The organism is Xylanibacter sp. (assembly GCF_057607445.1).
In genome coordinates, this window is the sequence record NZ_DBLZAX010000006.1 from 1 (window position 1) to 19,876 (window position 19,876).

General features: G+C 51.9%; 18 protein-coding genes. 9 read left to right on the forward strand and 9 right to left on the reverse strand.

Translation table 11 applies throughout. The features are described from left to right. Nucleotides 1-1,031: 1,031 nt before the first annotated feature. On the forward strand, nucleotides 1,032-1,175 hold the full coding sequence (locus tag ACZMIG_RS06155; RefSeq protein WP_487889276.1) for a hypothetical protein: 144 nt from the start codon (nucleotides 1,032-1,034) through the stop codon (nucleotides 1,173-1,175). Between the two features lie 256 nt (nucleotides 1,176-1,431). Then, the gene (locus ACZMIG_RS06160) at nucleotides 1,432-2,937 is read left to right on the forward strand and encodes a butyryl-CoA:acetate CoA transferase (protein WP_053397543.1); all 1,506 of its coding nucleotides are present in this window, start codon (nucleotides 1,432-1,434) and stop codon (nucleotides 2,935-2,937) included. Between the two features lie 258 nt (nucleotides 2,938-3,195). Here ACZMIG_RS06160 and ACZMIG_RS06165 read toward each other — a convergent pair whose 3' ends face one another. Then, nucleotides 3,196-3,849 carry a nitroreductase family protein gene (locus tag ACZMIG_RS06165; RefSeq protein WP_487889277.1) on the reverse strand — a complete coding sequence of 218 codons (654 nt, stop codon included), beginning with the start codon at nucleotides 3,847-3,849 and terminating at the stop codon, nucleotides 3,196-3,198. Nucleotides 3,850-4,113: 264 nt separating this feature from the next. Here ACZMIG_RS06165 and ACZMIG_RS06170 point away from each other — a divergent pair, with 264 nt between their 5' ends. From ACZMIG_RS06170 to ACZMIG_RS06185, 4 genes are all read left to right on the forward strand, one after another. Then, complete coding sequence (locus ACZMIG_RS06170) at nucleotides 4,114-5,109, forward strand: NAD-dependent epimerase/dehydratase family protein (protein WP_125105200.1); 996 nt, start codon at nucleotides 4,114-4,116, stop codon at nucleotides 5,107-5,109. Further along, nucleotides 5,100-5,264: a hypothetical protein gene (locus ACZMIG_RS06175; RefSeq protein WP_487889278.1), complete on the forward strand. Its 165-nt coding sequence runs from the start codon at nucleotides 5,100-5,102 to the stop codon at nucleotides 5,262-5,264. Before ACZMIG_RS06170 ends, ACZMIG_RS06175 begins: the two co-directional genes overlap by 10 nt. A 12-nt stretch (nucleotides 5,265-5,276) precedes the next feature. Continuing rightward, nucleotides 5,277-6,248 (forward strand): phosphatase PAP2 family protein, encoded by a 972-nt coding sequence (locus ACZMIG_RS06180; protein ID WP_418874144.1) that lies wholly within the window; start codon nucleotides 5,277-5,279, stop codon nucleotides 6,246-6,248. 154 nt (nucleotides 6,249-6,402) lie between these two features. Further along, complete coding sequence (locus tag ACZMIG_RS06185) at nucleotides 6,403-7,014, forward strand: DUF4294 domain-containing protein (protein ID WP_288172665.1); 612 nt, start codon at nucleotides 6,403-6,405, stop codon at nucleotides 7,012-7,014. Between the two features lie 185 nt (nucleotides 7,015-7,199). Here ACZMIG_RS06185 and ACZMIG_RS06190 read toward each other — a convergent pair whose 3' ends face one another. From ACZMIG_RS06190 to bamJ (ACZMIG_RS06225), 8 genes are all read right to left on the reverse strand, one after another. Beyond that, the gene (locus ACZMIG_RS06190; RefSeq protein WP_418874160.1) at nucleotides 7,200-8,159 is read right to left on the reverse strand and encodes a M28 family peptidase; all 960 of its coding nucleotides are present in this window, start codon (nucleotides 8,157-8,159) and stop codon (nucleotides 7,200-7,202) included. A 60-nt stretch (nucleotides 8,160-8,219) separates the two neighbouring features. Beyond that, a complete protein-coding gene (locus tag ACZMIG_RS06195; RefSeq protein ID WP_487889279.1) occupies nucleotides 8,220-9,290 on the reverse strand; it encodes an MORN repeat-containing protein in 1,071 nt (356 codons plus the stop codon). After that, nucleotides 9,280-9,753, reverse strand: a complete 474-nt coding sequence (locus ACZMIG_RS06200; protein ID WP_021854472.1) for a hypothetical protein — start codon at nucleotides 9,751-9,753, stop codon at nucleotides 9,280-9,282. The genes ACZMIG_RS06195 and ACZMIG_RS06200 overlap by 11 nt, the downstream gene beginning before the upstream one ends. A 141-nt stretch (nucleotides 9,754-9,894) precedes the next feature. Then, a complete protein-coding gene (locus ACZMIG_RS06205; protein WP_418874146.1) occupies nucleotides 9,895-11,694 on the reverse strand; it encodes a membrane dipeptidase in 1,800 nt (599 codons plus the stop codon). Nucleotides 11,695-11,709: 15 nt separating this feature from the next. Further along, complete coding sequence (locus tag ACZMIG_RS06210; RefSeq protein WP_021854474.1) at nucleotides 11,710-12,180, reverse strand: Lrp/AsnC family transcriptional regulator; 471 nt, start codon at nucleotides 12,178-12,180, stop codon at nucleotides 11,710-11,712. Nucleotides 12,181-12,374: 194 nt separating this feature from the next. Then, complete coding sequence (gene bamJ, locus ACZMIG_RS06215; protein WP_125105197.1) at nucleotides 12,375-13,364, reverse strand: BamJ family beta-barrel-assembly machinery protein; 990 nt, start codon at nucleotides 13,362-13,364, stop codon at nucleotides 12,375-12,377. A gap of 4 nt (nucleotides 13,365-13,368) precedes the next feature. Beyond that, nucleotides 13,369-14,244: a BamJ family beta-barrel-assembly machinery protein gene (gene bamJ / locus ACZMIG_RS06220; RefSeq protein WP_021854476.1), complete on the reverse strand. Its 876-nt coding sequence runs from the start codon at nucleotides 14,242-14,244 to the stop codon at nucleotides 13,369-13,371. Between the two features lie 73 nt (nucleotides 14,245-14,317). Then, complete coding sequence (gene bamJ, locus ACZMIG_RS06225; protein WP_021854477.1) at nucleotides 14,318-14,923, reverse strand: BamJ family beta-barrel-assembly machinery protein; 606 nt, start codon at nucleotides 14,921-14,923, stop codon at nucleotides 14,318-14,320. A gap of 246 nt (nucleotides 14,924-15,169) precedes the next feature. Between bamJ (ACZMIG_RS06225) and ACZMIG_RS06230 the strand changes: the two genes are divergently transcribed. From ACZMIG_RS06230 to ACZMIG_RS06240, 3 genes are all read left to right on the forward strand, one after another. Then, nucleotides 15,170-15,868 (forward strand): SIR2 family NAD-dependent protein deacylase, encoded by a 699-nt coding sequence (locus tag ACZMIG_RS06230; RefSeq protein WP_302352405.1) that lies wholly within the window; start codon nucleotides 15,170-15,172, stop codon nucleotides 15,866-15,868. Between the two features lie 406 nt (nucleotides 15,869-16,274). Next, on the forward strand, nucleotides 16,275-17,501 hold the full coding sequence (locus ACZMIG_RS06235; protein WP_487889280.1) for a pectate lyase family protein: 1,227 nt from the start codon (nucleotides 16,275-16,277) through the stop codon (nucleotides 17,499-17,501). Between the two features lie 24 nt (nucleotides 17,502-17,525). After that, nucleotides 17,526-19,511, forward strand: coding sequence for an OPT family oligopeptide transporter (locus ACZMIG_RS06240; protein ID WP_487889281.1), 1,986 nt, complete (start codon nucleotides 17,526-17,528; stop codon nucleotides 19,509-19,511). Nucleotides 19,512-19,876: the final 365 nt, after the last annotated feature.

The following is a 19,876-nucleotide window of genomic DNA, read 5'->3' on the forward strand; positions in this document are numbered from 1 at the left end:
GAGCATTGCTCCGAGGAGTTATTGACATACCATTCTTCCTCTTTAGGCTGACTAAAATTTATGCGTAATATTTTCTTTCCCCACTATTTATCGGGTGAGCCCAGATGGTTTTTATATCATCGTTGACCAATCATTTCACATCGTAAAACTGCATTCTCAGACTGTGTTGTTGCCTTATGACAATTTCAGTTCGCAGTTTAGTTTACAGCCATGCTTGCGCGGCCGTTCATGCTGACAGGTTCGTATATGTTATTTATACCGATTACAGGTTTTTCACATTAGTAGTTCGAATGCTGGCACCATTTAAGGTTAAGCTCGTTCGACATTTTTGTGCTAAAGTTCTTATTCCAAGCAGCATGTTTGTAAAAAACACACCTTATTTAAGGAATATTTATCTTAAAACTTTTCAATTGCAAAAATAACAATAAGTAATTACAAAGGACCCCTCTTAGCGTTAAAAATCATTAATCAGGCACTTTTTCTCAATAAAAAGTTTTGGTGTCAGAAATATACTTTTTTGCCTTAAATACAGGGAAATGCAGGCATCAGGCAAGAAAAAAATACTTACATACATCAAGCATAGCCAACAAAAATATATCATCACGCACATTTTCGGCTTGCGTAAGCATATGCAGCAACAGAATGACATAATGAAAGGATATTAGAACATACGCTTACAATGTGATTCAGGCTGACGTTCTCATACTGAAGTATTCAGAAATTAAAATCATCCGGCCGCAAAAACGGGCAGTTTTCGTGTGCAAGCGCAACGCCCTACGGCATAAGGCGTTACGCCGGATAAAGGCAATGTGTGCAATGTTTTTTGTCCCAATTAGGACAAAAAAGCCATTATTTCAATAAAAAAACAGGGTGGTTTCAGGGTCTGAAACGGCCTGTTTTTGACGCAAAAGTGGCCGAGTTATTCAGAAAAAGCTGCCCGTTTGGACATAAATGTAAATATTGTTTACCAAAACACGGCCATGCATGGCTCATCATTTTCTATTTCGTCAGAAAATCCGTACAAAAACGAAATGACACTTTGGCATGTAAAAGAGCAAATTATAAAGCAAGACAACACACACCACGAGCCCGAAGGGCTGCACCTCAGTAACCGTGGGTGGTACACCCACGGATGCAGCAACGCAAGAGGCATCACCCGAAGCGGTGATACTTAATTAAATGAATGAAGAGGCATGCAAGATGAAACCAGCCGGAACTGAACAGCCGGAACAAACGGGACAAACAAAACATATATGCATAATATAAAGTACACGCGGGCGCGCATACTTTCGCCCCGGCACATCGGACATGACATAATTTAACTTGCCGAGCTGAAAAATATAAGGCCATTTATTTTGCTTTACCGCTGATTTTAGGTAACTTTGCCAAAAGTTTAACCTGAATAAAGACATAATTTTTAATTTTTTCACCATGGCTTATACACGCATAACTGCTGCCGAAGCTGCGGCAATGATTAAGAACGGAGAGAACATAGGTCTGAGCGGATTTACGCCCGCAGGCACCGCCAAGGCCGTAACCAAGGAGCTGGCCAAGATAGCTCAGGCTGAGCACGAGGCCGGCAGAGAGTTTAAGGTAGGACTGTTCACCGGCGCCTCTACAGGACAGAGCACCGACGGCGACCTGTCTAACGCGCAGGCTATAAAATACCGCGCGCCCTACACCACCAACTCTGACTTCCGCAAGCACGTAAACGCAGGCGAGATAGCCTACAACGACATCCACCTGAGCCACATGGCACAGGAGCTGCGCTACGGCTTTATGGGAGAGGTTGACTGGGCGATAATTGAGGTGTGCGACATCGAGGAAGGCGCCGACACATGCAAGGCTTACCTGACAGCTGCCGGAGGCATCAGCCCCACAGTGGCACGCCTGGCAAAGCACGTGGTGCTGGAGCTTAACAGATTCCACAGCCCCGAGGCAAAATATCTGCACGACGTATACGAGCCGCTCGACCCGCCGTGCCGCCAGCCGATACCTATCACACACGTGAACGACCGCATAGGCACACCCTATGTAGAGATAGACGCCAAGAAGATTGTGGGCGTTGTAGAATGTAACATAGCCGACGAGGCAAGAGCCTTCAAGGATGCCGACCCGATAACTGACCAGATTGGACACAACGTGGCACAGTTCCTCATCAGCGACATGAAGAGGGGCATCATACCGCAGTCGTTCCTGCCGCTGCAGAGCGGCGTAGGCAGCACTGCCAACGCCATACTGGGCGCACTGGGACACGACGAGAGCGTGCCTAACTTCAACATCTACACCGAGGTGCTGCAGGACAGCGTGGTGGGCATGATGCTCGAGGGACGCATCAAGGACGCGTCTACATGCTCGCTGACAGTGTCTAACGAATGTCTGAAGCAAATCTACGACAACATGGACTACTTCAAGCAGCACCTGACGCTGCGTCCAAGCGAGATTTCAAACTCGCCTGAGGTTATCAGACGACTGGGCGTCATTGCCATCAACACTGCCATCGAGGTTGACATCTACGGCAACGCCAATTCTACACACATCAGCGGAACGAAGATGATGAACGGTATTGGCGGAAGCGGCGACTTTGAGCGCAACGCATACATAAGCATCTTCACCTGTCCGTCAACTGCCAAGGGCGGTCTTATCAGCTCTATCGTACCGATGGTAAGCCATCAGGATCACTCTGAGCACGATGTAAACATCATCGTTACAGAGCAGGGTGTGGCCGACCTGAGAGGCAAGAGCCCAATAGAGCGTGCACACCTCATCATAGAGAACTGTGCTCATCCTGACTACCGTCCGCTGCTGCGCGACTATCTGAAGATTGCCAAGATGGGACAGACACGCCACTGCCTGACAGCTGCCTTCGCCATGCACGACACTCTGATGCGCAAGGGCGACATGCATCTGACAGACTTTGCTGAGTATGTTAAGTAATTATTTTAGAAGTTAGAGGGAGTCAAGACATATGGTCTTGTGGGTATGCGGGCTATCATTCTTATCAGTCTCATTACTCCCATAAAATAAGGGGCTAAGGCGTTTCGCCTTAGCCCCTGTTTCATGGGATGGGAATTATGGGCGGAATGAGAGTGATAAGACTAATAAGGCTGATGAGCCCCATACAGGCCAGAACAATACCATAAAGGCATTTGTCTTAACTCCTTAACTCCCCAAACTCCTTAACTTCTAAAGATATCATTCAATAAACCTCACTTTAGCCTCATTTCTCGGCTTAGCCTCGGGAGCCTCGTCGGGATAGCCGAAGGCTATGCAGTAGAGCAGCTCGTAGCCCTTGCTGAACTCGAGTTTCTTAAGATATTCGGCAGCCTCGGGCGTGCGCATGAAGCGGGCCGGACCGCCAAGACAGCATGAGCCTATGCCCATCGACTGGGCTGCCAGAATCATGTTGCCGCCAAGCAGTCCGCAGTCTATCTGCGAGCAGTCATACGAAGGGTCGTTGGCTATGAACACCACGGTGGGCGCATTGCGGAACATATTCTTGAACGACGCATCTGCCGCTGCCTCCGGATTATACTTCTTGTAGATAGCCGTAATGCCGTCGATAAACTCAGGATTGTCAACCACGCGCACCTCCCACGACTGCTTGTTCATGCCGTTGGGCGCGTTGATGCCACACTTCAGTATCATCTGCATCGTGTCGCGGTTAACCGGCTGCGGCTTATACTTACGTATACTGCGGCGCTCCATTATCGTTGATATCACGGCCTCAGAGCGGTTTGCGACAGTGTCGGCTGCTGCTGCGACAGCATCGCTTTTGGGTGAATTGGCACTGCAGCCAAAGGCCGCACAGGCAAAGGCTATGCCCAGAAAAAGATTTAAAGGTTTCATAATCATTCGGTTTTAAATGTTTGTCGTTAATTTAAAATTATCGGCAACACAGACTGCACGCAATCTGCACAACCACTGACAAAACTAACGAAATATTTTAATAATACATGCTAACGCCTGTGTTTTTTCATGTTTTATAACATGCGGCGGCATGCCCAAACAGCCACAAAACTATGTTTTAAAGACTTTAATAACAACAACTTGCGCAATTGTGCCGGATTTTTTAGTAACTTTGTGGCCTGAAATCGAAGCAACATCCTATAAATGAAAAAAATACTCATAACGGGCGCAAGCGGATTCATAGGCAGCTTCATTGTCGAGGAGGCGCTGAAAAGAGGATTCGAGACATGGGCAGCCGTAAGGAAAAGCAGCTCAAGGAAGTATCTAAACGACAGCAGAATACATTTTATAGAGCTCGACCTGGGCAACCTGGACAAGCTGGAGAAGCAGCTAAGCGGACAGCAGTTTGACTATGTTGTGCATGCGGCAGGCGTAACAAAATGCCTGCACAGCAGCGACTTCTTCAAGGTGAACACCGAAGGCACGGCCAACCTGGCGCTGGCGCTGCGCAGACAGAACACGGGGCTGAGGCGCTTTGTCTATCTGAGCAGTCTGAGTGTGATGGGTCCGGCGCGCGAGCAGGAGCCTCACACCGAGATAACGGCAGCCGACGAGGCACGCCCCGACACGGCCTACGGCAAGAGCAAGCTGGAGAGCGAGCAAAGGCTCGAGGCCATAAAGGGATTTCCGTTTATAGTGCTGCGCCCCACGGGCGTCTACGGCCCGCGCGAGAAAGACTACTTCATGATGGCGCAGAGCATAAGCAGGCATGTTGACTTCGCCGTAGGCTACAGACCTCAGCATCTTACGTTCATATATGTCATGGACGTGGTGCAGGCCGTATTCCTTGCCCTCGACCACGGCACCGTAGGTTCAAGATACTTCATAAGCGACGGCCGCGTGTACTCGTCGCGCACGTTCAGCGACCTGATAAGCAACGAGCTAGGCAATCCCTGGCTGCTGCGCATAAAGGCGCCGCTGTGGCTGCTGCGCATAATATCCTTTGCCGGCGAATGGACAGCCCGCATTACGGGCAAGATATCGGCACTGAACAACGACAAGTATAACATAATGAAACAGCGCAACTGGATGTGCGACATCAAGCCGGCCGAGAACGAGCTCGGCTACAAGCCGCAATACGACCTGAAGCGCGGCGTGGCGGCAACAATAAAATGGTATAAAGACAACGGATGGCTGTAAAGGAAATTATAAGGATAATTGGAGAGATGAGACTAATGAGAAAAATGAGATTAATGAGACTGATGAGAGAAATGGGGCGCATGGCTCACATAAGTCCTATTAGTCCCACATCTCCAATCTCTCCCGTTCTCTCCCATCCCCTCTTCCACCACTAACAATCTCTTAAAATGATAAAATTCATCAAGCAGCTTTTCACAATAGAGAAGCAACCCAAGAAGGGGCTGTTTGCCCTCGAGTGGGTGGTGCTGGCATATCTCGTGCTCACACTGCTCATAGTGTTCTTCACATACACCAAGGCGGCCAACCCCGACGCCATGATATGGGGGCGCATACGCATTGCCGTCATCACGGTGGCGCTGTGGGGCGTCTACCGCATGCTGCCGTGCCGGCTTACACGCCTGGCACGCGTGGTGGTGCAGATGGCGCTGCTGGGCTGGTGGTATCCCGACACCTACGAGATCAACCGCATGCTGCCCAACCTCGACCACGTGTTTGCCCAATGGGAGCAGGACATGTTCGGCTGCCAGCCGGCCCTGCTGTTCTGCAAGGCCATGCCGTGGCCCGTGGTGAGCGAGCTTATGGACATGGGCTATGCCTCCTACTATCCGATGATAGCGCTCGTGGTGCTCTATTACTTCGTCTTCCGCTACCACGAGTTCGAGCGTGCCTCGTTCGTGGTGCTCACGGCCTTCTTCATCTATTATGTGGTGTTCGTTCTCGTGCCCGTAACAGGCCCTACGTTCTACTACAAGGCTGCCGGACTGACCAATATAGCCAACGGCGTGTTCCCCAACGTTCACGACTATTTCAACTATTATCAGGACTGTCTGCCCAGTCCCGGATACAAGGACGGCATATTCTATCACTTTGTTGAAGACGCCAAGGCGGCCGGCGAAAGGCCCACGGCAGCCTTCCCGAGCAGCCATGTGGGCATAAGCACCGTGCTGATGCTGCTTACATGGCACAGCGGCAACCGCCGCCTGCTCTATGTGCTGCTGCCCTTCTACGTCCTGCTGTGCCTCGCCACGGTCTACATACAGGCCCATTATGCCATAGACGCACTGGCCGGACTGGTGAGCGGCGCACTGCTCTACGTGGCGCTCATGGCTGTTTCAAAAAAGATGGTAACAAGACAATAAGACTGTCAGGGCAGGCATACCGCAGTAAAAGCGATATGTCTGCCCTGTTTTTTAACTGCCGGAAAACTTCTTTAACTAACATAACTTCGGCAACTTGCATAAAATAACTATTTTTGCAACCGTGACAAGACTTAGAATATTCATAACGGCTCTGATGGCACTGATGCTCGCGGCCACGGCTACGGCACAGGACAAGAAAGGCGACAATCCCGAGGACAACGAGGTTGACATGGACAACCCTACGTTTGTGCCTATGGTCAAGGTGGGCAAGGTGCTCATTGACGGCGACAGCATACAGTATGTTGAGCTAAACAACGTGTATGTATACCCGCAGCCGGTGTTCAAGAACGCCAGGCAGCGCGCCGCCTACAACCGTCTGGTGTATAACGTAAAGAAGGTGCTGCCCATAGCCAAGGAGGTGAACAGGGTTATCATCGAGACTTACGAATATCTGCAGACGCTGCCAAACAAGAAAGCGCGCGACGAGCACATGAAGCGCGTGGAGGAAGACATCAAGAAGAGATACACGCCAAGAATGAAAAAGCTGTCGTACTCGCAGGGCAAGCTGCTCATAAAGCTAGTCTACCGCGAGTGCAACTCATCGGCCTACGACCTTATACGCTCGTTCATCAGCCCCATAAGGGCAGGCTTCTATCAGGCCTTCGCCTGGGCTTTCGGCGCCAGTCTGACAAAGAAATATGACCCCGAAAAGACCGACCGCCTGACAGAGCGCGTTGTGCTGATGGTTGAGTCGGGACAGCTGTAATTAAGAATGCGACTAATGGGAAAAATGATACTTATAAAATTAATTGGAAGAACGGGAGCTATGGGACTTATGAGATTAATATGACTCATGGCTCTTATAAGTCTCATCTTTCCCATTATCCTCATCCCCACAATAAAATAGGCACAGCCGCATGGCCGTGCCTATTTTATTATTATATTACTGTCTTATGGTTTCTCTGAATAAAGCACCTGAATAACAGTCTGGCCTACGGCCTGAAGAGTGTTCTTGTCGATATATTCCATCGTGTCGTTAATCGTGTGCCATGTAGGACCGAAGCTGCTCTGCTGGCAGTCGGGATAATATGGAACGATGTCTATCGTAGGAATCTTTGCCACATCATTCACAGGCACATGGTCGTCGGTAACCATCACGCCGTCTGTCGACGGGAAATAGCTGCCAAAGCCCACTGCCTCTGCCGCAGCCCAAACCTTGTCGACAATACCCTGGGCATACTGCTTTGACAATCCTTCCTGAGAGAACTTCGAGCCTTGGCCTCCTACCATGTCGAGCAGGATGCCGAAACGTGCCTCATATCCCGGCTTATGCGGATTGGCAGCCCAATGCTGCGCACCCAAAGCCCACGAGTCGCCTTTGTCGGGAACTGTGCTCCAGCGCGGCACGCCGCGGTCTTCGGCGTCAAAGCACACAAAGTCGATGCCAAGATTAAGTTTCGTCGTGTCGCTTGCCAGCAGACGCGCTATCTCAAGCATCACAGCCACACCGCTGGCACCGTCGTTGGCACCCATCACAGGCTTGCGCCAGTTGGCCGAATCCGGGTCGTTGTCGGCCCACGGACGGCTGTCCCAGTGGGCACATAACAGGATGCGGGTGGTAAGCTCCGGACGGTAGCTCGCCACGATGTTGGTACATTTGAGCGGAGTGCCGTCGAAACCGGTGAGCGTAACGTTCTGCGGTATCACCGTAAGGCCATACTGACGGAACTTGCCAATAATCCACTCGCCGCACTTGTCGTGCGCCTCGCTGTTCATCGTGCGCGGTCCGAAATCACACTGAGCCTTGCAGTAAGCATAGGCCGAATCGGCATTAAACGAAGGACCAACCGGCTGCTGCGCAGCCATATCGGCATCAGAAGCCGCCTTCTTGTTGCCTCCGCAAGACGCCATAAGCATAAAAGCAGATAACAATAAAGAATATTTTAAAACATTCATCATATATATTTTTAATTAAAAAGAGACAGTTTCATATTTAGAAACCTTAAGGTTAAAACCTTCCTTCTTCGCCATACGTCTAACTTGCTCCATTGACCTCTGATAAGTTCTCAGCAGCTTGCCTTCTGATGTCACTACCCTAAAATCACCGGGTGTTTCAGCACTTGCTTTATGGCGCACACCATCCTTATAAGTTTCTTTTGCCTTCGACTCCCATTTGTCATACATTGTCTGATAATAGCTTCTGCTCTTTCCTGAAGGAACGTTGCCGTCTACAGCCTCATCGCCACCGACAGCGGAAGAAGCACCGCCACCCTTGATATCGTTGACCATAGTGGCAACGGTGAGGCCTGCCTGCGCAAAATTCTCTGCAGCAGCAAACAACTGTTCACGCATTATTCTGTTCTGTTCCTTGTTTGAAGCACGAAACGAAGCTATATCGGCATTTGCTGTCTGTGAATTCTTGAAGGCAGAAAACTTTCCTTCGCTCCAGCGTCCTACCTCCCATACATCAGGTGCATAGAAGATCATGCCTATACCCTGGCGCACACCGTCCTTCATAGAGCCATAGACAATCTCGCCGCTCTCGCTTAATGTCAGTCCGAAGCCGTCTTGGCTGTCGCCCGACATCTCTCCGAGATAAAGGTTATTGTCTATATCCTTAATAACAAACGAACGGCTTTTACTGTCGGCAGAAGACTTTTCTGAAGGCTTATCATTCACAAACTTACCGTTATAAACCACTTTTCCGGATGCATCATAACAAACTCCGCGGCCGCTTTTCTTTCCTTCGCGCCAGTTACCCACATAGACATAAGCACCATCAACGTTAGATATCTCCTTTTTCAGTGAGATAAGCATGCCACGACCGGAAATCTCATTCTCGACAAAATCGCCTACATAGACGGCTCCATTTTTATAACGTTCAATGCCAAAGCCGTTTTTACGCTTGCCATTGTAGTTATACTGGCCCATATAATCTTCTTTGTTATTCTGGCCAAAGAGGATGTCTGAAATTTCCTGAGCATTGGCCGCAGCACACATACTAAACAGCAGGGCTGCAATAACAAACAATCTACTTGCCATTATAGACAAAGTCTTCGTTCTTTGTATACTTATCATCCTTCAGCGCCTTTTTAAGAAGTTTAGCACCATCCTTCTCGTCAAGATTTTCAATATAGAAATTACGCTTTAATGAAGCGTTTACAATCACATAATATGTCTCGCCGTCCTCTAGATTCAGATTCATTTCCGCATGATAAGTTCCGCGGGCAGAAGGACAGTCAACGGCTACTACATAACTGTCGGGATTATTGAAGACAACCTTACGCATAACCTTGTTATACATCGTAGCCCCGCCCATGCCACTTACGGCTTTTCCTTCGGGAATCAGAGAGAAGGCTTCCTTTCCGTTAAGAGTGAACTTATATTCGCTGTTCCAGAACTTGAAGTCAATAAAGAAATAGACCGTACTTTCAGCCTTAACGTTTTGCACAGCAGCAAGAATCAATACAAATATCAATGCTGCTTTTTTAATAAATGTCTTCATAGCCTTTTGATATTTTGTGGTCTCCAGTCCCTAAAGACCGTTTAATATAAATGGAAGAAGTGTGGCACTGATATGCGAACCCCAAGCTGCCGCCATGCGGCTGTTGGTTCGGCATAACACTTCTTTTTTATAAACACTCTCTTATTTGCTCTGCACCTGAGCCATGACCCTGAGCCAGTTGCCGCCCCAGATGCGGGCGATGTCGCGCTCGCTGTACCTGCGGCGCAGAAGATGCAGGGTGAAGTTGATAAGCTCTGACGAGTCTGCCAAACCTCTTATGCCTCCGTCGCCGTCGAAGTCGGTGCCCAGTCCTACGTGCTCTATGCCCATAATGCTGATGGCATGCTCAAGATGAGCTATGGCATCCATGACCGTGGCCTCCTGGCTGTCGTTGCGCAGAAAGCCGTGATAGAGCGTGATGTGGGCCACTCCGCCATGCTTGGCAAGAGTCCTGAGCTGGTCGTCGGTAAGGTTGCGCGGCACGTCGCACAGCGCCTTGCAGTTGCTGTGGCTGCACACGATGGGCTTACTGCTTATGCTAAGCGCGTCGTAGAAGCTCTTTTCGCCGGCATGACTGAGGTCTACCATTATGCCGCATCGGTTCATTTCCTTGATTACCTGCTCGCCAAAGCGGCTCACTCCGCCATGAGTGTTGCAGCCGCGGGCACTGTCGCAGATGTCGTTGTCGCCGTTGTGACAGAGCGTGATGTAGACAACGCCGCGCCTTGCGAAATATCTTACGTTGGATATGTCGTGGTTAAGCGCCAGTCCGTTCTCTATGCCGAGCATTATGGAGCGGCGCCCCTTGCGCTTGTCTTCATACAGGTCGGAAGGCGTGCGCGCTATGCTCAGGTAGCGGTTGTTGGCGTTTACTATCTCCTCTATCTTGTCGAAGATAAGGTCGGCATACTGAAGCGGCCCGTCAACCTTAAATGCCACCTTCGACGAGAATGTCTCGCCGAGCTTGGGCTGTGGCAGATATGCCGCCATGATGACAGCGTCCTGATGTCCTTCGGCCATCTTGTGCATGTCGACGAGAATGCGCGGGTCGCGCTGGTCGAAGTGTATGCCCTGCGGAAAGAACATAGGCGTGTCGCAATGGGTGTCGAGCGTAAGCATGCGGCGGTGAAGGTCTTTGGCCGTATAGAAGTCGCGTGCACGGTCTACAAGCCATCTGAACAGCACCTGTCCGCTCTCGCCGAGCCACTCGGGATGCCACTGCACGCCGATAAACGGCTTGAACTCGCTGCTCTCTATGGCCTCAATCACGCCGTCGGGTGCCTTTGCGCTGACGCTGAAGCGCCTGCCTGAAGCCCTTACGGCCTGATGGTGTATGGAGTTGACAGCAAGCGTCTCCGTCTTATACAACGAATAGAGCACCGACTCGCGGCTTATCCTCACCGTATGGGTGGGCTCGCTCCGGTCGGCGTCCTGGCTGTGCTTTATCAGGCTGTGGCCTGCTGCCGCGGCAGCGCGGCCTGCCCCGTGTGCGGCGGCAAAGCTCTCGGCTATGTCCTGGTCAACCTCGCCGTCGAGGGCCGTAACGAGCGTCTGTATGCCACGGCATATTCCGAGCATAGGTATCTGGCGGTTGTATGCCAGCCTTACGGTCAGCAACTCGGCCTTGTCGCGCATGTGGTTGATGCCGTGCAGGCGCGGCGAAGGCTCCTCACCGGCCCACAGCGGATTGATGTCGCCGCCTCCGGTGAGCACCAGTCCGTCTATCTTGTCGAGCGTGTTGATTATCACGTCCTTGTCGGCAACGGGCGGAATTATCACCGGCGTGCCTCCGGCTCTCACCACGGACATGTAATACTGCTCGCACAGACGCGCGTCGCCGTCGGCAAAATTGCCTGTGAGGCCAATCACCGGCTGGCGAGTGGCCTCAGGATAACGGGCGTATATGTCGTCGAGACTGCTCTGAATATCAAACGATTTCATTGCTCCAGCCTCACACTATCTGCTTTCTCCCTGCGGAACGGGCACTTCTCTCTTGATGCTCTGCTCTAAAGAAATAAGGGTTTCGGTTGCAACTACGCCGGGGATGCCCTGCATCTGGTTGTTAAGCAGGTCCATGAGCTGTTCGTTGTCGCGTGCGTAGAGCTTTACGAGCATGGTGTAAGGACCAGTGGTGAAGTGGCACTCAACGATTTCGGGTATGTGGTCAAGGCGCTCAACTACCGACTTATACATGTTTCCGCGCTCAAGCGTTATGCCCACGTATGTGCATGTTGTGTAGCCAAGACTTTTGGGATTTACGTCGAATCCGCTGCCTGTGATGACGCCACCCTCGATAAGATGCTGTACACGCTGATGTATGGCTGCGCGCGATACGCCGCACTCTGCTGCTACATCCTTAAACGGAATTCTGGCATTCTTTGACAGAATGCTCAAAATCTTTTTATCAAGACTATCAATCTTTTCCATTTTATAATGTTATTAGTTTTATTTTTTAAGTTATATTCTCTTTTGGTTTCCAGTATGTTTGATGCGAGCAAATTTACATATTAAAAATGAGTTATACAACATTTTGACATAAAAAATAGCGCATTTTATGCAGAATGAAATAAAAAAAGGGAGACCTTGGCCGGTCTCCCATGCTTTTTTATGACAAATGAACACTATTTCTTTGTCTTGGCTGTTTTCTTTGCGGCAGTCTTCGCTGCTGTCTTCTTGCTGTCAGCACCCTTTGCGGCAGCCTCGGCCTCGGGCTTCTTAGCCTTCTCTACCGAAACCATCTCGACGGTGAATATCAGCGTGCTGTAAGGATTGATGGCTCCTGCCTTGCGGTCGCCGTAGGCCAGATTCTGCGGTATGTACAGTTCCCACTTGCTGCCAACAGGCATCATTGTGAGGGCCTCTGTCCATCCCTTGATAACCTGGTTGGGGCGGAACTTGGCTGTTTCGCCGGGACGCTTGTAGCTGCTGTCGAACACTGTGCCGTCTATCAGTCGTCCTTCATACTTCACGGTTACTTCGTCGTCTACTGAAGGAATCTCTCCGTTGCCCTTTACGAGCACCTTATACTGAAGTCCGCTGGGAAGCGCAACCACGCCTTCCTTGGTCTTGTTGGCAGCCAGGAAGTCTTCGCCGGCCTTGCGTGTTGCCTCGTTGCGCGCGTCGACAGCCTGCTTGAAGGCCTTGTCGAAATAGTCTTTTGCAGCAGAGTCTGTCATCAGCGTGTAGTCTTTCTTCAGCGCGCTGACAAATCCCTTGTTGAAGAGTGCCTCGCTGATAGAGTCGCTCTGGCCCTTGAACTCGTCCTTCAGGAAGGGCAGCATGCGCTGGCTTACCATCAGGGCTATCTGCTCTCCGGCGAAGTATGCCTTTGTCTTTTCGTCGATGCCCCTTGCCACGGCGTCTTCATATCCCTTGATGAAGTCGGCCATGTAGGCTGTGTCAACGCCGAAGCCCTGCTTAAGGTAGGGCACAAGGCCGTCGGTGCGCACCATGCCGGCTGAATAGCTGAGCGAGTCAGACTTGGTTATCAGACTAATCTTTGCAGGCTCCTCTACGGCCTTCTTGTCTTTCTTCTTCTTTGCGGCAGCGTCTGCCGTATTGAAAGAAGCACTCACCAGAATGGCGAGTGCTGCTAAAATTATTTTCTTCATTTAATTATTTGTTACCTAAACTGATAAGTTCTATTTTGAAGATAAGCACAGAGAAAGGCTTGATGTCTTTCTGCTCACGGTCGCCATAAGCGAGGTTCTGAGGTATTACAACCTCCCAAACGCTTCCGGCAGGCATGTGTGTCAGGGCTGTGGTCCATCCCGGGATTACCTGGTTGGCGCGCAGCGTTACAGGCTCCTTACGCTCGTAAGAGCTGTCGAACACCTTGCCGTCGATTGTCTTTCCTTCGTAGTGAACTTTTACGGTAGATGTATCTGTAGGCATCTCGCCCTTGCCTTCCTTGATAACTCTGTAGAGCACGCCGCCCTCGAGCTTCTTCACTCCGGCCTTCTTGGCATAGTCAGCAAGATATTTCTCGCCAGCCTTCTTGTTGGCGCCATACTGCTCCTCGATGGCCTTGCTTCTGATGGCCTGCATCTTGAGCTGAGCCACGCGCTGAGCCTGCTCAACGGTCATGAGTCCGTTCTTGCCGGTTGTACCGCTGATGAAGCCTGCCATGAAGTTCTTCAGAGATATAGTCTTTGTTGAGTCGCTGCCGAAGAGTTCGTGGTTGATGCCCTTAACCATCTGGTTAGATATCTGCTGGCCGATCTGTATACCTGCGTAGTAAGCGGCCTTCTTCTTGTCGTCGCCTGCGTTGGCTCCTTCGTTAAGTCCCTTGAAGAACTCGTCCATGTATGCTGTGTCTACTCCGAGTCCTCTTACCAGATAGTCCTTCAGGCCCTGTGTCTGTGCCATACCTATGGCATAGCTCACTGTGTCGACATCGTTTTTCAGGTCTGCCTTAGGTGTTGAATTGCCGCAAGAAACCAATGATGCGGCTGCTACAGCCCAAACGGCTGCGAATGTAAGCTTTTTCATCTTTGTTTTTATTCGTTATTGTTTTATTTATTCTTTACTTTAACGGCTCCTGCCGCCATGCCGGGCTGCCCGCTTAGAGCACCTCGAGCAGCTCAACGTCGAATATCAGCGCTGCGTATGGAGGTATTGAAGCTCCTGCGCCGCCCTCGCCGTAGCCGAGGATGTAGGGAATGAAGAAGCGGTACTTGGCGCCTTCCTGCATCAGCTGCAAGCCTTCTGTCCATCCTGCTATAACCTGGTTGAGGGGGAACACTGCCGGCTCGCCACGCTGTATGCTGCTGTCGAACACGGTGCCGTCGATGAGGAATCCCTCATAGTGGCACTTCACCTGGTCGGTAGCCTTCGGCTTCTTGCCGTTGCCTTCCTTCAGCACCATATATTGCAGTCCGCTGGGAAGCGTAACCACGCCTTCTTTCTTGGCGTTCTCGGCCAGATATTTCTCGCCTTCAGCCTTGGCAACCTTTCCTTTCTCGGCGCGCTCGGCGTTGAGTTTCTCTTCCTGCTTGCGGAAGTAATCCTGTACTATTGTTTGCGCTTCACGGTTAGATACCTTGAGCTCGTTGCCCGCGATAACGTCCTTGATCGCCGCAGCGAAATCATCAATATTCAGCTCTGACGCACCCATCTGTGCCAGCTGGCGGCCGATGCCCAATCCTAAAGCGTAACTTACTTTATCCATTTTCTTTGTCTATTTGTTTATGATTACTACCTTAATAAAATCGTGCAAAGGTAGCATTTTTATCTGATTACGGAATTATTATTGAAGAAAAATCACTAATTTTGTGCATTGTTAACAGTCTTTTGGCCGGGCGGCGGCGCGCTGATGTGCCAACTGCAGGCGCCAGCCGCATCAAGCCGCACCACTAATGGCGGCGGAACGGCCCGGGAAAGGACTGCCGGATAACCTTTTAACTATAGAAAAGTGATGAAGAAAATTGTTGTTCTTACTGGTGCCGGGATGTCGGTTGAGAGCGGGCTGAGCACGTTCAGGGACGCCGACGGACTGTGGGAGAACTATCCCGTGGCGCGCGTGGCCACACATGAGGCGTGGGAGACCGACCCCGTGTATGTAAATAACTTCTACAACATGCTGCGCAAGAAGCTGCAGGCTGCCAGGCCAAACGAGGGGCACAGGCTCGTGGCGGCGCTCGAAGAGAAGTATGACGTAACGGTGGTTACGCAGAACGTGGACAACCTGCACGAGGAGGCAGGCAGCTCGAAGGTGATACATCTGCACGGCGAGCTGATGAAGGTGTGCTCGAGCCGCGACGTAGACAACCCCCACTTCATCAAGACGCTCACGCCCGACAGCCTTGAGGTGAAGCCCGGCGAGAAGGCCGGCGACGGCTCGCTGCTGCGCCCCTACATAGTGTTCTTCGGCGAGGCGGTGCCCAACATCGAGAAGGCGGCCGAAGAGGCCATGGGCGCCGACATCTTCGTAATCATAGGTACGTCGCTCAACGTCTATCCGGCGGCAGGCCTCGTGCAGTATGTAAGGCCCGGCGTGCCCGTATATCTCATCGACCCCAAGCCCGTGATGGCTGCCGGACGCCACGACGTGAAGCAGATAACGGCAGGAGCATCTGAAGGCATGCGCCAGCTGTCGGACATACTCATGAAGTGATGCCGGGGGCACGGCGCCGTGTCCGTCAGGGGTAATCATATCGGCAAATGTAACGCGTTGTATTACAGACAGTTACATACACCCGTGCAAAACATGGCTTTTTAGGCTCTAAAAGGCCACGTTTTAGCGTGCAAAAGGCCACCTTTCGCAGTGTGAAAGGTGGCCTTTTGCAAACCTGCCCCGCAACGGCTGGCGGCAGAAGTGCCCGAAACCATGCGGAACTATTGCAAACAAAAACTAAACAAAAAGCATTTTTTGCTATGTTGTTGTCATATTTTAATTAAATTTGCAGCTGCAAACATCAGCGGACCTTGGCGCCGCCTGCACCTCACGCGCTCACAGGGCGCATGGCCGGCGCCGGCGCCGGGCTGAATCGTATATGAAAATTAACAACTACAAAAGTCTTATGAACATTTCAAAACTAACGCTGTGCGCACTCATGCTGCTCGCCGTTGGCACGGCCGCAAAGGCACAGATGTCGGCCCACGACTACAACAGTCCGGTGGGCTGGGGCACTGTCGGCGACACCATAACGGGCGGAAACGACGAGGGCGCCATCAAGGTGACCACCATGAGCGAGCTGAAAACGGCGCTCGTAGGCACCTACAAGCACACTATCTACATTGAGGGAGAGATTGACATAACAGGCCTTGTAAGCATGGAGAACGTGCAGAACAAGACCATCTACGGACTGCCGGGCTCGGCCCTGGTAAACAGCATCCACTCTACCGACGTCAAGAAGAGCGGCATACTGTCATTCAAGAACAGCAAGAACATAATAATACGCAACGTAACGTTCAAGAGTGCGGGCGCCTTCGACATCGACGGCAACGACAACCTTAACCTTACCAACTGCAGCTACGTGTGGGTTGACCACTGCGACTTTCAGGACGGAGTGGACGGCAACTTCGACTGCAACAACGGCTCCGACCATATCAGCATATCATGGTGCCGCTTCCGCTATCTGAAAGAGCCCTGGGAGGGAGGTTCAGGCGGATCGGACGACCACCGCTACAGCAATCTCTGGGGCGGAAGCGACAGCGAGACAGCAAGCGAGGGCAAGCTGCGCACCACATTCTACAGCTGCTGGTGGGACGAGGGATGCCGCGAGCGCATGCCTCGCATACGCTTCGGACAGGTGCATCTGCTCAACTGCCTCTACTCGTCGTCGCTCACCAACTACTGCATCGGAACAGGCTACAAGTGCAACGCATACGTTGAAAAGTGCGTGTTCGACGACGTTAAGAACCCATGGAAGAACTACGCCACAAGCGGAAAATACACCGACTACAACATAACGCTGACCGGAAACATCGGCGCTGAGGACGAGCAGAAGCGCTCGGGCAGCATAGAATACTTCATACCTGCTGACCACTATCAGCTCGAAGGCTACGACGCAAGCCTCGTGAAAGACGAGGTGAAGGCATACGCCGGAGCCACTCTCAACGTTGAATACGGCCAGGGCGTAACCACAGCAATAGCCAACCCGGGCGCAGCCGCAGCCGAGACGCTGTCGGTAACCTACTTCTCGCCGTCGGGCATGCAGCTGTCGCAGCCGCAAAAGGGCCTCAACATCGTTGTCAGAAAGACGGCCGACGGCAGGGTTATGACATCGAAAGTGATGATAAAATAAACCTTAAAAAAACAATAAAGCACAATGGAAAACGAAATTAAAGACAACATCAAGTTGCCCGACAACGCCTTCACCGAGTTGAAGGAGGGCGAGGAATACCAGCCCGTGATGAGCCCCGACAAGGCTTATCCCGAAGTTAACGGCTGGTCGGTTACGTGGGGCGTGCTCATGGCCATACTGTTCTCGGCCGCAGCCGCTTACCTTGGCCTGCGCGTAGGCCAGGTGTTCGAGGCCGCCATACCTATAGCCATCATAGCCGTGGGCGTGTCAACGGCAGCCAAGCGCCGCAACCCGCTGGGCGAGAACGTCATCATACAGAGCATCGGAGCATGCTCGGGTGCGGTGGTGGCAGGTGCCATATTCACCCTTCCCGCCATCTACATCCTCAAGGACAAGTATCCCGAGATGAGCGCCTCATTCATCAACATCCTGCTCAGCTCGCTGCTGGGAGGCATCCTGGGCATACTGTTCCTCATACCGTTCCGCAAATACTTCGTTAAGGACATGCACGGCAAGTATCCCTTCCCCGAGGCTACGGCCACCACACAGGTGCTCGTCAGCGGAGCCAAGGGCGGCAAGCAGGCCAAGCCGCTGCTGCTCGCCGGACTGGTGGGCGGTCTCTACGACTTCATCGTGGCAACGTTCGGATGGTGGAACGAGAACTTCACCACACGCGTGTTCGGCTGGGGCGAGATGCTCGCCGATAAGGCCAAGCTCGTGTTCAAGGTCAACACGGGAGCCGCCCTGCTGGGCCTCGGCTACATCGTCGGCCTCAAGTATGCCTTCATCATCTGCGTAGGCTCGCTGGCTGTGTGGTGGCTCATAGTGCCCGCCATGGCGCTCATGTATCCCGACACGGTGCTCAACCAGTGGGATCCGTCAATAAGCACAGCCGTAGGAGCAATGGCGCCTGAAGACATCTTCAACGCTTACGGCAAGTATATCGGCATCGGCGGCATAGCCATGGCCGGCATCATAGGCATCATCAAGTCGTGGGGCATCATCAAGCAGGCCGTAGGTCTTGCCGCAAAGGAGATGAAGGGCAACAAGACTGCAGCCGAGAAGCTGCCCCGCACACAGCGCGACATCCCTTTCAAGATTATCGCCATAGGCTCGATAGCCACGATAATAATCACCTTCATATTCTTCTGGGCCGGCGTAATGGAGGGCAACCTGCTCTTCGCCGTTGTGGGCATAGTGCTCGTTGCCGTAATAGCCTTCCTCTTCACCACGGTGGCTGCCAACGCCATCGCCATCGTAGGCTCTAACCCTGTGTCGGGCATGACGCTCATGACGCTCATCCTTGCCTCTGTGGTTATGGTGGCAGTAGGCCTTAAGGGCACGGGCGGCATGGTGGCTGCACTCATCATGGGCGGCGTGGTATGTACGGCGCTGTCGGTTGCAGGCTCGTTCATCACCGACCTTAAGATAGGCTACTGGCTCGGCTCTACGCCGCGCAAGCAGGAGACATGGAAGTTCCTCGGCACTCTGGTTTCGGCTGCAACCGTCGGCGGAGTGATGATTCTGCTCGACAAGACCTACGGATTTGCCAGCGGACAGCTTGCCGCTCCTCAGGCCAACGCAATGGCGGCAGTGATCGATCCGCTCATGAACGGTATCGACGCACCGTGGGTTCTCTATGCCATCGGAGCCGTCATAGCCATCGTGCTGACATGGCTCAAGGTGCCTGCACTGGCCTTCGCCCTCGGTATGTTTATCCCAATACAGCTCAACATACCGCTGCTCATCGGCGGAGCCATCAACTGGTATGTTACAACACGCTCTAAGAACGAGGAAGTAAACAGGGAGCGCGGCGAGAAGGGAACGCTCATTGCCAGCGGATTCATTGCCGGAGGAGCGCTCATGGGCGTTGTAAGCGCACTGCTGCGCTTTGCCGAAGTTGACGTGCTCAACACCGAATGGCTGGCCAACCCGCTGTCTGAGATATGCTCGCTCGTGGCTTATGCCCTGCTCATCGTTTATCTGATAAAGAGCACAAAGAAGGCTTAAAGCCGGGCTGAAGCACGATTTAAAGAAACAAAATGAGGCCTGCAACAGGGCCATGACATATAGATCCGGACTTATGCGACATCGTAAAGATGCATAAGTCCGGATTTTTTATTGCCCGCCGCAACGTCATCCGGCGCACATACTGCTGTAGGCATAAGGCCGTATGCAGCGCGGCCTCAACCCGTAAGGCTGTCTGAACGGAAATAAAATGAAGATAACGGCAAATTAAAGGGACGGCTAACGATGACGCGCAGAACAGAGAAGGCTGAACGGAAGACGGATTAAGACAAGATGGAAGGTGGATTAAGACAGAATGGAATGCAGACTAAAGCTGAATTAAATGCAGATTAAGGCAGAATAAGACG

Bases quoted from the DNA above. Each gene is read 5' to 3' on its own strand.
- ACZMIG_RS06155 (WP_487889276.1), top strand. From the start codon at position 1,032: ATGACACTTTGGCATGTAAAAGAGCAAATTATAAAGCAAGACAACACA.
- ACZMIG_RS06160 (WP_053397543.1), top strand. From the start codon at position 1,432: ATGGCTTATACACGCATAACTGCTGCCGAAGCTGCGGCAATGATTAAG.
- ACZMIG_RS06165 (WP_487889277.1), bottom strand. From the start codon at position 3,849: ATGAAACCTTTAAATCTTTTTCTGGGCATAGCCTTTGCCTGTGCGGCC.
- ACZMIG_RS06170 (WP_125105200.1), top strand. From the start codon at position 4,114: ATGAAAAAAATACTCATAACGGGCGCAAGCGGATTCATAGGCAGCTTC.
- ACZMIG_RS06175 (WP_487889278.1), top strand. From the start codon at position 5,100: ATGGCTGTAAAGGAAATTATAAGGATAATTGGAGAGATGAGACTAATG.
- ACZMIG_RS06180 (WP_418874144.1), top strand. From the start codon at position 5,277: ATGATAAAATTCATCAAGCAGCTTTTCACAATAGAGAAGCAACCCAAG.
- ACZMIG_RS06185 (WP_288172665.1), top strand. From the start codon at position 6,403: ATGGCACTGATGCTCGCGGCCACGGCTACGGCACAGGACAAGAAAGGC.
- ACZMIG_RS06190 (WP_418874160.1), bottom strand. From the start codon at position 8,159: ATGGCGTCTTGCGGAGGCAACAAGAAGGCGGCTTCTGATGCCGATATG.
- ACZMIG_RS06195 (WP_487889279.1), bottom strand. From the start codon at position 9,290: ATGGCAAGTAGATTGTTTGTTATTGCAGCCCTGCTGTTTAGTATGTGT.
- ACZMIG_RS06200 (WP_021854472.1), bottom strand. From the start codon at position 9,753: ATGAAGACATTTATTAAAAAAGCAGCATTGATATTTGTATTGATTCTT.
- ACZMIG_RS06205 (WP_418874146.1), bottom strand. From the start codon at position 11,694: ATGAAATCGTTTGATATTCAGAGCAGTCTCGACGACATATACGCCCGT.
- ACZMIG_RS06210 (WP_021854474.1), bottom strand. From the start codon at position 12,180: ATGGAAAAGATTGATAGTCTTGATAAAAAGATTTTGAGCATTCTGTCA.
- bamJ (WP_125105197.1), bottom strand. From the start codon at position 13,364: ATGAAGAAAATAATTTTAGCAGCACTCGCCATTCTGGTGAGTGCTTCT.
- bamJ (WP_021854476.1), bottom strand. From the start codon at position 14,244: ATGAAAAAGCTTACATTCGCAGCCGTTTGGGCTGTAGCAGCCGCATCA.
- bamJ (WP_021854477.1), bottom strand. From the start codon at position 14,923: ATGGATAAAGTAAGTTACGCTTTAGGATTGGGCATCGGCCGCCAGCTG.
- ACZMIG_RS06230 (WP_302352405.1), top strand. From the start codon at position 15,170: ATGAAGAAAATTGTTGTTCTTACTGGTGCCGGGATGTCGGTTGAGAGC.
- ACZMIG_RS06235 (WP_487889280.1), top strand. From the start codon at position 16,275: ATGAACATTTCAAAACTAACGCTGTGCGCACTCATGCTGCTCGCCGTT.
- ACZMIG_RS06240 (WP_487889281.1), top strand. From the start codon at position 17,526: ATGGAAAACGAAATTAAAGACAACATCAAGTTGCCCGACAACGCCTTC.